The sequence below is a fragment of the uncultured Reyranella sp. genome, from assembly GCF_945957355.1.
GTDB lineage: Bacteria > Pseudomonadota > Alphaproteobacteria > Reyranellales > Reyranellaceae > Reyranella.
The window spans coordinates 1-12,065 of record NZ_CAMFKM010000044.1 but is presented as its reverse complement, the minus strand read 5'-3'; the positions used below and the strand labels follow the sequence as shown (position 1 = coordinate 12,065).

Here is a 12,065-nt window from a genome sequence, read left to right as displayed (position 1 = left end):
CTCGGCCAGAACATCATCGTCGACAACAAGCCCGGCAAGGGCGCGATGGTCGGCACGGCGATCGTCGCCAAGTCCCCGCCCGACGGCTACACCTTGCTGATGTCGGTGATCTCCGGCCTGTCGATCTCGCCCACGCTTTACGGCGGCGGCGACTTCGACCCGATGGGCGACTTCATCCATGTCTCCATCGCCTCGACCAACCCCAGCGTCCTGGTCGCCAACACGAACTTCGGTCCCAAGACCTTCAAGGAGTTCGTCGACTACGCGAAGGCCAATCCCGGAAAGGTTTCCTATGCGACGTCCGGGGCCGGTTCGAGCAATCACCTGCTGGGCGCGCGTCTGGAGCAGGTGATCAGCGCCGGTCTGGTCCACGTTCCCTATCGCGGCGCCGGGCCGGCCATGATCGACACGATCGCCGGGAACGTGCCGGTGATGTTCGATTCTCTGCCTTCGGCCGCGCCACACATCAAGGCCGGCAAGGTGACGGCGCTGGCGGTGAGCGGCGAGACGCGCAGCCCCGCCTTCCCCGATGTGCCGACCATGAAGGAGCTCGGCTATCCCGACCTGATTTCCTACTCCTGGTTCGGCATCTCGGTGCCCGCAAAGACGCCGCAGCCGATCGTCGACCGTCTGGCGACGGAAATGCAGGCCGTGCTGAAGGAGCCCGCCGTCATCAAGCGCTGGGAGGAGATCGGCGCCGAGGGCAGCACCATGACGCCCGCCGAGGTGACGCGCTTCATCCAGGGCGAGATCGACAAGTGGACACCGGTCGTGAAAGCTTCGGGCGCGAAGCCCGGTTAGCAGGCACCGCCCCACAAGGAGGAGACGACATGACCATCCGCCGCGTGATCTCGCCCGATGTCGCCGAGCCGCCGCCCGAGCGCTGGTCGAACTGCCTGGTGGTCGATGGCGTGGCCTATGTCTCCGGAATGACCGCGCGCGGCGCCGATCCCAAGGCGCTGGGCGCGATGGACGAATATGCCCAGGCCAAGGTGATCTTCGGCAAGATCAAGTCGCTGGTCGAGGCCGCGGGCGGCGCCATGTCGGACGTGGTGAAGATCACGATCTTCCTCACCGAAATCGCCAACAACACCAAGGTCTGGCAGGCGCGCCGCGAATTCTTCACCGGCGATTTCCCGGCCTCGACCCTGGTCGAGGTCAGCGCCCTCGCCGCCCCCGAAATCCTGGTCGAGATCGAGGCGGTCGCCCACATCGGCAAGGGCAGGCGCTAACCGAGCTCGATGTCGTAGCGGATGAAACCGCGGTTCACGGCCATCTTGTCGTAGAGGAGCCGCGCCGTCGCGTTGCTCGCCTGCGTCTGCCAGTAGAGGCGCGGGCAGCCTTGCGCCTTCGCCCAGTCGGCGACCGCCTGGATCAGAGCGCGTGCCACGCCCTTGCCGCGCACCCCGGCCTCGGTGAACAGATCCTGCAGGTAGCAGACATCATCCGACGAGGTGTTGGCGTGGACCAGGAAGTGCGTGATGCCAACCAGCCGCCCGTCGAGGCGCGCGCCCAGCGCGTGCATGCGCGTGTCCTTCGCGAATTCGTCCCAGGCGCGGTCGTACATCGCCTGCGGCAACACGCGCTCGTAGAAATCCATGTAGGCGCGGAACAGCACTTCCCATTGCGCGCGGTCTGACGGTTCGAGCTTTCCGATGGTGATCATCGCGTCCGACTATACATGCTCTTGCCGTTGCCCGGCACAGCCATTGCTATGCCGAGGCCACCAACGGATGCGTCTGCGGGGAATTCAGTGTCTGGAGCGCTTCGAACACTTGATCGGCCACAGGGTGATCGAGTATTGCCACCCCATTATCTGCATGCGGCTGTTCGAGAAGAAGCAGGCCTCTTGCGCGTACCCAGAGTTCCAGAAGCCGCCAGCACGTGAAGCGCGTTAAAATTCCTCTGACCGTCCGACCGTATCAGGTCACCACGATCCCTGGTCGTGGCCTTGGGCTCACTGCATGCGCCAACATCGCTCCGCGCACCAAGATCGACGACTGCTTCACCTGGGAGCTGCCCGGCCGGGACATCAGGCATGTCACCGAAACCGTCCTGAACGGTAACTACTTCGATCATCCTCTCAACTCCCGACGCGGCCTTGTCGCGATCGGTCACATCTCCCTGATCAACCACGATCCGGAGCCGAACTGTGAATGGCGGATGCTCCAGGTCCACGATCGGTGGATGGTCGAGGCATGGTCCATTCGCCACGTGTCCCGGGGCGAGGAGCTGACCTTCGATTACGGCTACGACCCGATCGCCAAATAGTAGATGGATCTAGGCGTGCGAGAACATCGCCTTGCCAGGCACCGGCATGGTCGCCTTCAGGATCGTGCCGGCCGCAACCTTCTCGCTGCGGCGCGACACCACGACGTATAGGTCATTGCCTGAGAACGCGACGTTGGTGCAGTAGATGTCGTCACCGCAGTCGACGTGATGGGTCGGCCTTCCGAGCGCATCGAAGCGCCACGCCGTCGTGCTGGGATGGGCGATCACCAGCCCGCCCTCCTCGTCCAGCGCCATGCCGTCGGGACCGGCATGGCCGCCGCTCATCTGGATGAACAGCCCGACCTTGCTTGCCGTGCCGTCGCCCATCAGCGGCAGGCGCCACACCGCGTTGCCGCGCGTCACCCCGACATAGAGCACCGTCTCGGCCTTGTTCATCACCAGCCCGTTGGGGCTGGGTACCGCATTCACCAGCATCGTGAGCCGGCCCGCCGTATCGTAGCGATAGACGCGACCCGTCGGATCGTGCAGGCCGGTCTGGCCCTGGTCGGTGAAATAGAGATCGCCGTTGGCGGCAAAGAACAGATCGTTGACGCCCTTGAAGCTCTCCGAGCCGCGCGTCTCGAGGAGCGGCGTCACCGTGCCGGTGTCGGGATCGAGCAGGATGATGCCGCGCTTGTAGTCGGTGATGAAGATGCGGCCGTCCTTGTGGATCTTCAGCCCGTTCGGCCAGCCATCATATTCGGTCACCAGTGTCCATTCGCCTGCCGGCGAGATCCGGAAGACGCGTCCGAACGGAATGTCGGTGACATAGAGGTTGCCCGCGCGATCGAAGCTCGGCCCTTCGAGGAAGGAGTCGAGCAACTGCCCCACCGCATTGGCATCGCCCCACGCCGTGCGCGAGGGCTTGCGGAACCTGTCCGGCAGCCGCGTGAACTCGGTCGCCCGCACGGGGCTGGTCATTCCGTACATGATCATTTTCCTCGCCGGGGTGCGCCACTGCGAGCGGAGTAACCTCCGCTCTTTGAGTGGCGCGATTCATTGTTTGCTGCGGAGAAGACGCGCGACTGGAGTCGCGCGCCCCCAGCCGCCTAAGCCACCTTCACCTCGCGTTCGGCCTTGAGGGCCCGGACCGTCTGGCGCAGCGCATGGACCGTCTTCTCGATCTCCGCACCGCCGTGCATCGCGGAGACGAAGCCGCCGGGCGAGCCCATGACGTCGACGCCGTGGGTCATCAGGCCCATACGGATCTTGCCGGTGAGCGGACCCGCGGCCCGCGCGCCCTTGAGCTTCTCGATCGGCACCTTCAGCGGATCGAAGTTGGCGGGATCGATCGGGTCGCCGAAGGGATTGGGATAAATCAGGAAGGTCGAGCTCTGGCCGTAGATGCCCCACGGCACGCCTTCCTGCACCAGCACTTCGGTGAGCGCCGCGCGCAGTTCGGCCGCCGTCCTGTTGGCCTTTTCGGCCAGGTCCTCGTCGCGTACCAGCGACAGCGCGGTGACGGCCGCGGCGGCCGACAGCGGATTGGCGTTGAAGGTGCCCGGATGGAGGATTCGCTCGATCTTGCGGGCCGCCGTCGCGGCATGATCGATGCGATCCATGATCTCCCGTTTGCCGGAGACCGCGCCGCCCGGCAGGCCGCCGGCCACGATCTTGGCCTGGATGCAGAGGTCCGGCGTGATGCCGAACGCCTTCTGCGCGCCGCCCGAGGACCAGCGGTAGCCGGTGATGACCTCGTCCATCAGCATGACGACGCCCTTCTTCGCCGTGGCGTCACGTACCGCCTGGATGAAGCCAGGCGGCAGCGGCACCTGCCCCCACGACGCACCCGACGGTTCGAACATGACGGCGGCGATGTCGTCGCGCTCCTCGATCACCTTGACGACGGCGGCGACGTCGCTGCTCGGCATGACGATCGACAGCGAGCTCACCTCCTGCGGCACACCGGGCGTGGTGCCGCCGTCATAGGTGGCACCGGCGCCGGCCGTCACATGATCGTGCCAGCCGTGGAAATGGCCGAGGAAGCGCAGGATCTTGTCCTTGCCCGTGTGGGCGCGCGCGAGGCGGATCGCCATGTGCGAGGCCTCGGTGCCCGACGCGGTGAAGCGGACCTTGTCGGCGCAAGGCGTCAACTCGCACACCAGCTCCGCCCAACGCACTTCCAGTTCATGGCTCGAACCGTAGTGCGTACCGAGTTCGATCTGGCGCTTCACGGCCTCGACGACGGCCGGATGCGAATGGCCGAGCAGCATGGCGCCGTGGCCGCCGAAATAGTCGACATACTCATTGCCGTCCACGTCCCACTTGCGCGGGCCCGCGGCGCGCGACACGTGGATCGAATAGGGATCGAGGTAACGCGCATCGTGAGTGATGCCGCTCGGCAGCACCTTGTGGGCGCGCTCGAACAGGGCTGCCGATTTGCCGGTCTTCGCCTTGTAGTCGGCGACCACGGCGGAGTTTGTCTGCGATGAATCTTTCTCTTGCGCGCTCATACTTGCCCTCAATCCAGCTAATGGCTGAGCATCGCTTGTCTCGCTTGTTTCGCCAAGGGCCTCGCGTCAAAGTTCGCCGTCCCAAGGTGGAGGAACGCCGTGAACGCCAAGCCCCGTGGCCGCCAATTCTTCAATAATCCCGGCCCGACCAACATTCCCGACCGCATCCTTCGCGCGATGGACCGGCCCGTAATCGATTTCATGTCGGACGAGTTCATCGCCATCCACCACGCCTGCCACAACGGCGTGAAGCGGGTGCTGAAGACCGACCAGAACCTGTTCATGTATTCCTCGACCGGCCATGGCGCCTGGGAAGCCGCCCTCGCCAACCTGTTCTCGCCCGGTGAAACCGTGCTGATGGTCGAGACCGGCTACTTCTCCGAGAGCTGGACCGAAATGGCGCACCATCTCGACATCAAGGTCGAGACGATCCCCGCCGACCAGCGCCGCGGCGCCGACATTTCCCGGATCGCCGAGCGTCTCGCCGCCGACAAGGAACACAAGATCAAGGCGGTCCTGACCGTCCACAACGAGACCGCGACGGGCATGGTCCTGCCGCTCGCCGAGGTGCGCCGCGCCATCGATGAGGCCAAGCATCCGGCTCTGCTGCTCAGCGACACGATCTCCTCGCTCGCCAGCATGGAATACAAGATGGACGCCTGGGGCATCGACCTCACGGTCGGCGGCAGCCAGAAGGGTCTGATGCTGCCCACCGGCATGTCGATGACGGGCGTCAGCAACAAGGCGCTGGAAGTGTCGCGCAAGTCCAAGACGCCGCGGCATTACTGGAGCTGGGAGATGATGACCGGCCGCGCGCCGCAGAAGTTCGTCGGCACCGCGCCCGTTCACATGTTCTTCGGCCTGCAGGAATCGCTGAAGATGCTGGAGGAGGAAGGCCTCGATGCCGTTTTCGCGCGCCATGCCCGCCTCGCCGAGGCAACGCGCGCCGCGGTGCGCGTGTGGGGCTCCGACGGCAAGGGCCCGCAGCTCTTCTGCCAGAACGAGGACCGGCTCTCGAACTCGGTGACCGCGGTCGTGATGCCCGAGGGCGTCAGCTCCGACCCGCTGCGCAAGGCCGCCATCGATCGCTTCAACCTGTCGCTCGGCGGCGGGCTGGGCAAGATGATGGGCAAGATGTTCCGCATCGGCCACATGGGCGACCTCAACGAGCCGATGCTGCTGGGCTGCCTCGCCACGACCGAACTCGCCATGAAGGCCGCGGGCGTGCCGTTCGTGCCGGGCGGTGTCGACGCCGCGATCGAGTCGCTGTCGGCTTAGGCTTGGATCCCTCGCAACGGCTCGGGATGACGGCCAAGGGCCGTCAGAACGCCGGCTTCTTGCCGGCGAGCGCCGCCGCGAAGGCTTCCGGCGTGAGGGCCGAGAGAGGCGTACGGGCGGTGATGGCGGCGTCGAGCTTGACGCCGACCACGGCCGTGAACTTCAAGGTTTCTGGGTTGAAGGCGTAGAGCTGGCCGACCGTCAGGTTGAACCACCACGCGTGCAGGGACAGCGTGCCGGCCTTCACCCGCTCCTCGATCCAGCGATAGCCCATCAGGTTGCTCACGCTGTTCACCACGGCGGCCTGCTCGACCGCGCGCACGACCTCGTCGCGCGGCCGGCCCTTCAGCTCCTCGACGACGAGATCGCGCGTTTGCTGCGCGATGCTGGTCCAGGTCGAGAGGTAGTCGTAGTGGGCATAGGCGCCGCGGCTGCCGTCGACCAGCGCACCGATGCCGCCGCACAGCGCGTGGCCCAGAACGACGATGTGCTCGACACCGAGGCCGCGGACCGCGAACTCGATGGCGGCCGAGGTGCCGTGATGGCGCTCGTCGGGAGGAATCTGGGCCGGCGGCACCATTGCCGCCACGTTGCGCACGGTGAAGATGTCGCCCGGCTTGGTCTGGGTCAGGATGCCCGGATCGACCCGCGCATCGGAGCAACCAATGATGAGGATCTTTGGCGACTGGCCTTCCGTCGCGAGCTTCTCGAACAGATCGAGATGCTCCTGATAGTAACCAACCTGGAAATCGGCGAAGCCCTTGAGAAGCCGTTCGAATGCCATGACCTTGCCTATGCCCGTTTGCGGCCCAAGGCGACATAGACGATGATGTCGCGGCGCACAAATCAGCAACATTGGATGACATGACCGAAGAACTGCTTTTCGAGAAGCGCGGCGAAATTGGCTGGGTGACGTTCAACCGGCCCAAGGCCCGCAATGCCCTGACCTTCGCGATGTACGAAGGACTGGCCGAGATCTGCGCCCGCGTGGCCAAGACCGGGGAGGTCCGCGCCCTGGTGGTCACCGGCGGGGGCGACAAGGCCTTTGCCGCCGGCACCGACATCGCCCAGTTCCAGAGCTTCGAGAGCGGCGAGGACGGGATCGCCTACGAGCGCAAGATGGACCGGATCCTGGGCGAGATCGAGCGCTGCCCCGTGCCGACCATCGCCGCGATCAACGGCTTCTGCACCGGAGGCGGCGCGGCGATCGCGGCCGTCTGCGATCTGCGGATCGGATCGGCCAGCGCCCAGTTCGGCTTCCCGATCGCCAGGACCCTGGGCAACTGCCTGTCGATGCCGAACTACGCCCGGCTGGCGGCTCTCATCGGCCCGCAGCGGGTCAAGGAAATGGTGCTGCTGGCCAAGCTGATGGACGCGCCATCGGCGCTGTCCTGCGGCCTGATCAGCGAGCTGCTGCCCGACCAGTCCGCCTTGCTCGCCCGGGCCGACGAGCTGGCCCGGACGGTGGCCGGGCATGCTCCGATCACGATGCAGGTCACCAAGGAGGCGCTGCGCCGCCTTCAGGCCCGCCTGGGCGACGAGAACATCGACGATCTCATCAGACTGGCTTACGGTAGCGCCGACTTCCGCGAGGGCATGGCGGCCTTCCTGGGAAAGCGGGCACCCAAATGGTCAGGCGCCTGACAGAGGAATGATACGGAGGACGTAGATGAAGCGGATTGCCACACTCTCTCTGGTTCTTGGGATGGGCGCTGCCGTCGCCGCCTGCCAGAACCCGCAGCAGGTGATCGCGAACAAGGAAGACATGATGATCGCGGCGGGATTCAAGTTCGTGCCCGCGAACACGCCGCAGCGCCAGGCGGCGTTCAAGAGCCTGCCGCCGCACAAGTTCTCGCGCGAGATCAAGAACGGGCAGGTGTTCTACGTCTATCCGGACCCGACGGTTTGCGTGTGCATCTATGTCGGCAACGCGGCGGCCTACGGCACCTATCGCAACAACATGTTCCAGAAGAACCTCGCGGACGAGCAGCAGATGACGGCCGACGAGAATGCGATGAACGACTGGGATTGGGGCCCCTGGGGCGGCTACCCGTATCCCGGCTGGTACTACTAAGTCTTTCTTCCCAAGAGGAAGAGTGCGATCGCGGCCGCCTGGATCAGGGCGGCCGCGACGAACACCGGCATCCCTTCCGCTGGTGACAGCGTCCGCAGCCAGCCGAACGCGGCTGGCGCGAATGCATAGGTTCCCTGCCCGACCGCCACGATCAACGGCACGACGCGCTGAACGTCGACTTTGCTGAATTCGGCCTGCGCGATCAGCGGCGGCAGCGACGTCGTATTGCCGATCCCGGCGCCGAACAACAGCACGCCCACCACCAGCAGCACCCCGTCCGCTCCGCACGCGAAGAGCAACGCCAGAGATCCCGCGATCTGCACGGCATGGCTCGTACAGGCGACCAGACGCCGGTCGCTGCCTTGCGGCATCAACCATCCGACCAGCGTCCGGCCTGCGATCGCCGCCGCCGTCGCCAATCCCATGACGATGCCGGCCGCCGGTCCGCCGAACACCGGCACCAGCAGCGAGAAGAGGTGGGCGATCAGGCCGATCTGTGCGAACAGGCCGAGTGCCATCGCGCCCGCCAGGGTGAGAAAGCGACGGTCGCGCCACAGCCGCGCCCCCGGCAGAGTGCTCTCCACCGCTGCGGCTGCACCGGCGACGGGCGTCAGGATCTCGCCGTCCTGGACCTGGCCCAGCGACTGCGGCGTATGGGCAAAGACGTGGTCGGCGAGGAACCAGACGATGACGACCATGATCGCACCGATGACCGCCGCCGCGACCGGAAAACCGAACGCGGCGATGGCCGCAACCCACAACGGAGAAAAGACGACACCGCCGATGCTGGCGCCGTTATAGGCCATCGACAGGGCCGCCGGCCGCCGCACCGCGTACCACGGCGCCACAATGGCATTGACGGCCGCCGCGCCCATCGCCACCCAGCCGGCGCCGCTCAAGAACGTGGCGAGCAGAAGCTGCCACGGCTCTCTTGCCACCGCCCATCCAAGGACGCCGATCACCAACAGCGCGGCGCCGGCCTTGGTGACCGCCGGCAGGCCGAAGCGGCGATAGAGCGCCGGCAGGTTGGCGACGACGACCGCGCCCACCAGGAAATGCAGGGTGACGGCCGACGAAACGAGCACCACCGACCAGTCCCGCGCCTCGCGCACCGCCTGGAGATAGACCGGCGGGCCGTAGAAGCCGAGGCCCCAGCCGAACACGGCGAGCACGAACGCAGCCGCGACGACGCGGCGGCCGAAGAAGGGCGCGGGAGATGCGAGAGCGGTCATGGGCGGACACTGCCGCCCGGAGCACGACCGTTGTTACGGCTGGCGCCGAAACATCAGAAGCTCGCCTCGACGGTACCGAGGCCGACGAACTCGCCGCGCGCGTGCGAGCCCGGCGGGAAGTAGAGGAGGCCGGTCCACGAGCCGGTGGTGATCGCCTGCCCCGCGCGAAGGCCGCCGCGATGGCGAACGGCATGGTCGATCATCCAGACGAGCGGGCGCACGGGATCGACGGCGCCGAGACCGCCCTGCCGATCGACGACCGTTTGCCCGTCGACCACAAGTCTCACCTGCAGCTTCGGCCAGTCGAGCGACGTCCAGTTGCCGATCGGATCGCCCACGACCAGCGCGTGGTTCATCTGATTGTCGGCCAGCAGCCATTCGGGATCGGCGTTCTTGAAATCCGCGAGGCGTGTGTCGACGATTTCCATGCCGACGAAGGCATCGCCCACGGCCGCAAGCGCCTCCTCCCGCTCGACCGCCGAAGGTCGAGCGGCGATGTCGCGCACGATGTGGAACGAGATCTCGACCTCGACGCCGATCATATGCATCGCCTTGCCGTCGAAGTGCGCCGGCGACGGCACGAGGGCACCCGCCAGCAGGGGCGCGGGGTTCGGTTCCGCCGTTGGCGTGCGTGCGCCCACCTTCCAGCCGCTGACGGGCCCGGTGGCTGCGGCCACGCCGTCCTGGATCGCATAGACCGCAATGCGGTCCTTCAACGCAAATGGCGGTAGCACCTGGCGGCCGGAGCGCCGCGCTTCGAGGAGGGTCCGCACCGCATGGGAAATGTCCTGGCTCATGATAAGCTCTCGCAAAACGACAAGGATTTGGAGGAGACGATGCCCTACGCTGGCGGCCGCGTCATTCATGACGCCGATGCGCACATCATGGAAATGCCCGGCTTCCTCGAGGAACACCTGGAGGCCCGGCACCGCGGCGCGGTGACCGACCAGGTCCTGTTCCCGCGCCACGAGGGCTTCCACAGCACGCGCCTCAAGGCCGATCCGGCACAGGTCTTCGACGACGCGCAGATCATGCTGCGCAAGAACTGGGAGGCGCTCGGCGCATCGAGCCGCCACGACCGCCCGCGCTCGATCGACCTGCTGGGCTTCGCCAGCCAGCTCATGTTCACGACGGCGCTGCTCAATTACTCGTCGGTGCTGGAAGGCGGCCGCGACGTCGAGCTGACTTATGCGGTGGCGCGCGCCCATACGCGGCATATGGTCGAGTTCTGTTCGATCGATCGCCGCCTGCTGCCCACCGGCTACGTGCCCCTGGTCGATTTCGAGCGCACGGCAAAGGCTGCCCGCGAGGCCATCGAACTGGGCGCGAAGGCGTTGATGATCCCGTCGCGCTGCCCCGATGGCCATTCGCCCAGTCACATCGGCCTCGATCCGCTGTGGGCCCTTGCCCAGGATGCCGGCCTGCCGATCGTTTTCCATGTCGGCGGCGGCGGCAAGCTGCTCGAAGAGGCCTACTTCAACAACGGCCTGCCGCCGGTGCCGGACTTCCACGGCGGCGACGACAATTTCAAGTCGATCGACTACATGGCCATCGCCTATCCACCGATGAAGGCGCTGACGGCGCTCGTCGTCGACCGCGTGCTCGACCGTTTCCCGCGGCTGAAGTTCGGAGTCATCGAGCAGGGCGCCTCATGGGTGCCCGGCTGGATGCGCAACATGGACAGCGCGCACAACGCTTTCTATCGCAACGAGGAGCGGCTGCAGAAGATGTCGCTGAAACCCAGCGAGTTCGTGCAGCGCCAGGTTCGCGTCACCCCCTACCCGCACGAGGATGCCGGCTGGATCATCGCCAACACCGGTGACGAGGTCTGTCTCTTCTCCTCCGACTATCCGCATGTCGAAGGCGGCCGCCATCCCATCAAGCGCTTCGAGGCGTCCATGGAGAAGGCCGGCACCACGGAGGCGCAGAAGCAGCGCTTCTATTGCGACAATTTCATCGACCTGATGGGCGCCGGTCTCGCGCCCGAACTCCACCATCCCGTACAGGCAGCCGCATGACTTATTCGACGCTCCTCACCGAACGCACCGGGCCGGTGCTTAAGATCACGACCAACCGGCCCGAGGTGCTGAACGCGCAGAGCCGCATCCTGCTCGAGGAGCTCGACGATGCCTTCGCCGCGGGCGTGAAGGACAGCGACGTGCGGGTGATCATCCTGGCGGGTGCCGGCAAGCATTTTTCGGCCGGCCACGATCTCGGCAGCCCGCAGGAGATGGAGGACCAGAAGAAGACGGCGCTCGAACCCGGCTTCAGGGGCGAGTATCGCCGCCTGTGGGAGCGCTTCTTCGAGAACACGATGCGCTGGCGCGATCTGCCCAAACCCACCATCGCGCAGGTCCAGGGCTACTGCATTATGGGCGGCCTGATGATCGCCTCGGCCTGCGACATCATCATCGCCAGCGAGGATGCGCAGTTCGCCGACCGTGCCGTGAAGTGGGGCGGCAGCCATGTGCAGTATTTCTCGATGCCGTGGGACTTCGGCCCGCGCAAGACCAAGGAGTATCTCTTCACCGGCGACTTCATCAGCGCCGCCGACGCCGAGAAAGCGGGCCTGGTCAATCGCGTGGTGCCGCGGGAAAGGCTCGAAGCGGAGACGATGGCGCTGGCCCAGCGGATCGCCGAGCGCGATCCCTATGCGCTGAAGCTCGCCAAGGCCTCGGTCAACGAGACCCAGGACGCGCAGGGCTGGCGCCAGGCGATGGAGAACGCCTTCAAGAACTACATGCTCACCATCCCGCA

General features: G+C 66.0%; 14 protein-coding genes. 8 read left to right on the top strand and 6 right to left on the bottom strand.

The genetic code is table 11. The features are described from left to right. Both Q0Q48_RS28505 and Q0Q48_RS28500 read left to right on the top strand, forming a co-directional pair. The coding region (locus Q0Q48_RS28505) for a tripartite tricarboxylate transporter substrate-binding protein (protein WP_295145841.1) at positions 1-801 on the top strand (801 nt) is incomplete at its 5' end. Positions 802-830: 29 nt separating this feature from the next. Further along, positions 831-1,232, top strand: coding sequence for a RidA family protein (locus Q0Q48_RS28500; RefSeq protein ID WP_295145839.1), 402 nt, complete (start codon positions 831-833; stop codon positions 1,230-1,232). Here Q0Q48_RS28500 and Q0Q48_RS28495 read toward each other — a convergent pair. After that, on the bottom strand, positions 1,229-1,666 hold the full coding sequence (locus Q0Q48_RS28495; RefSeq protein ID WP_295145837.1) for a GNAT family N-acetyltransferase: 438 nt from the start codon (positions 1,664-1,666) through the stop codon (positions 1,229-1,231). The two genes, Q0Q48_RS28500 and Q0Q48_RS28495, sit on opposite strands and share 4 nt — an antisense overlap. Positions 1,667-1,884: 218 nt before the next feature. Between Q0Q48_RS28495 and Q0Q48_RS28490 the strand changes: the two genes are divergently transcribed. Beyond that, positions 1,885-2,271, top strand: coding sequence for an SET domain-containing protein-lysine N-methyltransferase (locus tag Q0Q48_RS28490; protein ID WP_295145835.1), 387 nt, complete (start codon positions 1,885-1,887; stop codon positions 2,269-2,271). 9 nt (positions 2,272-2,280) lie between these two features. Here Q0Q48_RS28490 and Q0Q48_RS28485 read toward each other — a convergent pair whose 3' ends face one another. Further along, a complete protein-coding gene (locus tag Q0Q48_RS28485) occupies positions 2,281-3,192 on the bottom strand; it encodes an SMP-30/gluconolactonase/LRE family protein (RefSeq protein ID WP_295145834.1) in 912 nt (303 codons plus the stop codon). Between the two features lie 128 nt (positions 3,193-3,320). Continuing rightward, complete coding sequence (locus tag Q0Q48_RS28480) at positions 3,321-4,682, bottom strand: aspartate aminotransferase family protein (protein ID WP_295145832.1); 1,362 nt, start codon at positions 4,680-4,682, stop codon at positions 3,321-3,323. Between the two features lie 141 nt (positions 4,683-4,823). On the opposite strand from Q0Q48_RS28480, the gene Q0Q48_RS28475 reads away from it, so the two are divergent. Next, positions 4,824-6,002: an aminotransferase class V-fold PLP-dependent enzyme gene (locus Q0Q48_RS28475; RefSeq protein WP_295145830.1), complete on the top strand. Its 1,179-nt coding sequence runs from the start codon at positions 4,824-4,826 to the stop codon at positions 6,000-6,002. Positions 6,003-6,045: 43 nt separating this feature from the next. Here the strand turns inward: Q0Q48_RS28475 and Q0Q48_RS28470 are convergent, their stop codons facing one another. Next, positions 6,046-6,786, bottom strand: coding sequence for a carbonic anhydrase (locus Q0Q48_RS28470; protein ID WP_295145828.1), 741 nt, complete (start codon positions 6,784-6,786; stop codon positions 6,046-6,048). Positions 6,787-6,866: 80 nt separating this feature from the next. On the opposite strand from Q0Q48_RS28470, the gene Q0Q48_RS28465 reads away from it, so the two are divergent. Together Q0Q48_RS28465 and Q0Q48_RS28460 are read left to right on the top strand one after the other, a co-directional pair. Then, positions 6,867-7,646 carry an enoyl-CoA hydratase/isomerase family protein gene (locus tag Q0Q48_RS28465; protein WP_295145826.1) on the top strand — a complete coding sequence of 260 codons (780 nt, stop codon included), beginning with the start codon at positions 6,867-6,869 and terminating at the stop codon, positions 7,644-7,646. Positions 7,647-7,671: 25 nt separating this feature from the next. After that, positions 7,672-8,076, top strand: a complete 405-nt coding sequence (locus Q0Q48_RS28460) for a hypothetical protein (RefSeq protein ID WP_295145825.1) — start codon at positions 7,672-7,674, stop codon at positions 8,074-8,076. Here Q0Q48_RS28460 and Q0Q48_RS28455 read toward each other — a convergent pair. Together Q0Q48_RS28455 and Q0Q48_RS28450 are read right to left on the bottom strand one after the other, a co-directional pair. After that, entirely contained in the window at positions 8,073-9,308 is a 1,236-nt protein-coding gene (locus tag Q0Q48_RS28455; RefSeq protein WP_295145823.1) for an MFS transporter, read from the bottom strand. The two genes, Q0Q48_RS28460 and Q0Q48_RS28455, sit on opposite strands and share 4 nt — an antisense overlap. Before the next feature lie 53 nt (positions 9,309-9,361). Next, entirely contained in the window at positions 9,362-10,105 is a 744-nt protein-coding gene (locus Q0Q48_RS28450) for a fumarylacetoacetate hydrolase family protein (protein ID WP_295145821.1), read from the bottom strand. A 39-nt stretch (positions 10,106-10,144) separates the two neighbouring features. On the opposite strand from Q0Q48_RS28450, the gene Q0Q48_RS28445 reads away from it, so the two are divergent. Beyond that, positions 10,145-11,326, top strand: coding sequence for an amidohydrolase family protein (locus tag Q0Q48_RS28445; RefSeq protein WP_295145819.1), 1,182 nt, complete (start codon positions 10,145-10,147; stop codon positions 11,324-11,326). Continuing rightward, positions 11,323-12,065: enoyl-CoA hydratase (locus tag Q0Q48_RS28440; protein WP_295145817.1), on the top strand; the 743-nt coding region annotated here is incomplete at its 3' end. The genes Q0Q48_RS28445 and Q0Q48_RS28440, both read left to right, overlap by 4 nt.

Excerpts from the sequence above, each read along its gene's own strand:
- Q0Q48_RS28500 (WP_295145839.1), top strand. The coding sequence starts at position 831 with ATGACCATCCGCCGCGTGATCTCGCCCGATGTCGCCGAGCCGCCGCCC.
- Q0Q48_RS28495 (WP_295145837.1), bottom strand. The coding sequence starts at position 1,666 with ATGATCACCATCGGAAAGCTCGAACCGTCAGACCGCGCGCAATGGGAA.
- Q0Q48_RS28485 (WP_295145834.1), bottom strand. The coding sequence starts at position 3,192 with ATGACCAGCCCCGTGCGGGCGACCGAGTTCACGCGGCTGCCGGACAGG.
- Q0Q48_RS28470 (WP_295145828.1), bottom strand. The coding sequence starts at position 6,786 with ATGGCATTCGAACGGCTTCTCAAGGGCTTCGCCGATTTCCAGGTTGGT.
- Q0Q48_RS28465 (WP_295145826.1), top strand. The coding sequence starts at position 6,867 with ATGACCGAAGAACTGCTTTTCGAGAAGCGCGGCGAAATTGGCTGGGTG.
- Q0Q48_RS28460 (WP_295145825.1), top strand. The coding sequence starts at position 7,672 with ATGAAGCGGATTGCCACACTCTCTCTGGTTCTTGGGATGGGCGCTGCC.
- Q0Q48_RS28455 (WP_295145823.1), bottom strand. The coding sequence starts at position 9,308 with ATGACCGCTCTCGCATCTCCCGCGCCCTTCTTCGGCCGCCGCGTCGTC.
- Q0Q48_RS28450 (WP_295145821.1), bottom strand. The coding sequence starts at position 10,105 with ATGAGCCAGGACATTTCCCATGCGGTGCGGACCCTCCTCGAAGCGCGG.
- Q0Q48_RS28445 (WP_295145819.1), top strand. The coding sequence starts at position 10,145 with ATGCCCTACGCTGGCGGCCGCGTCATTCATGACGCCGATGCGCACATC.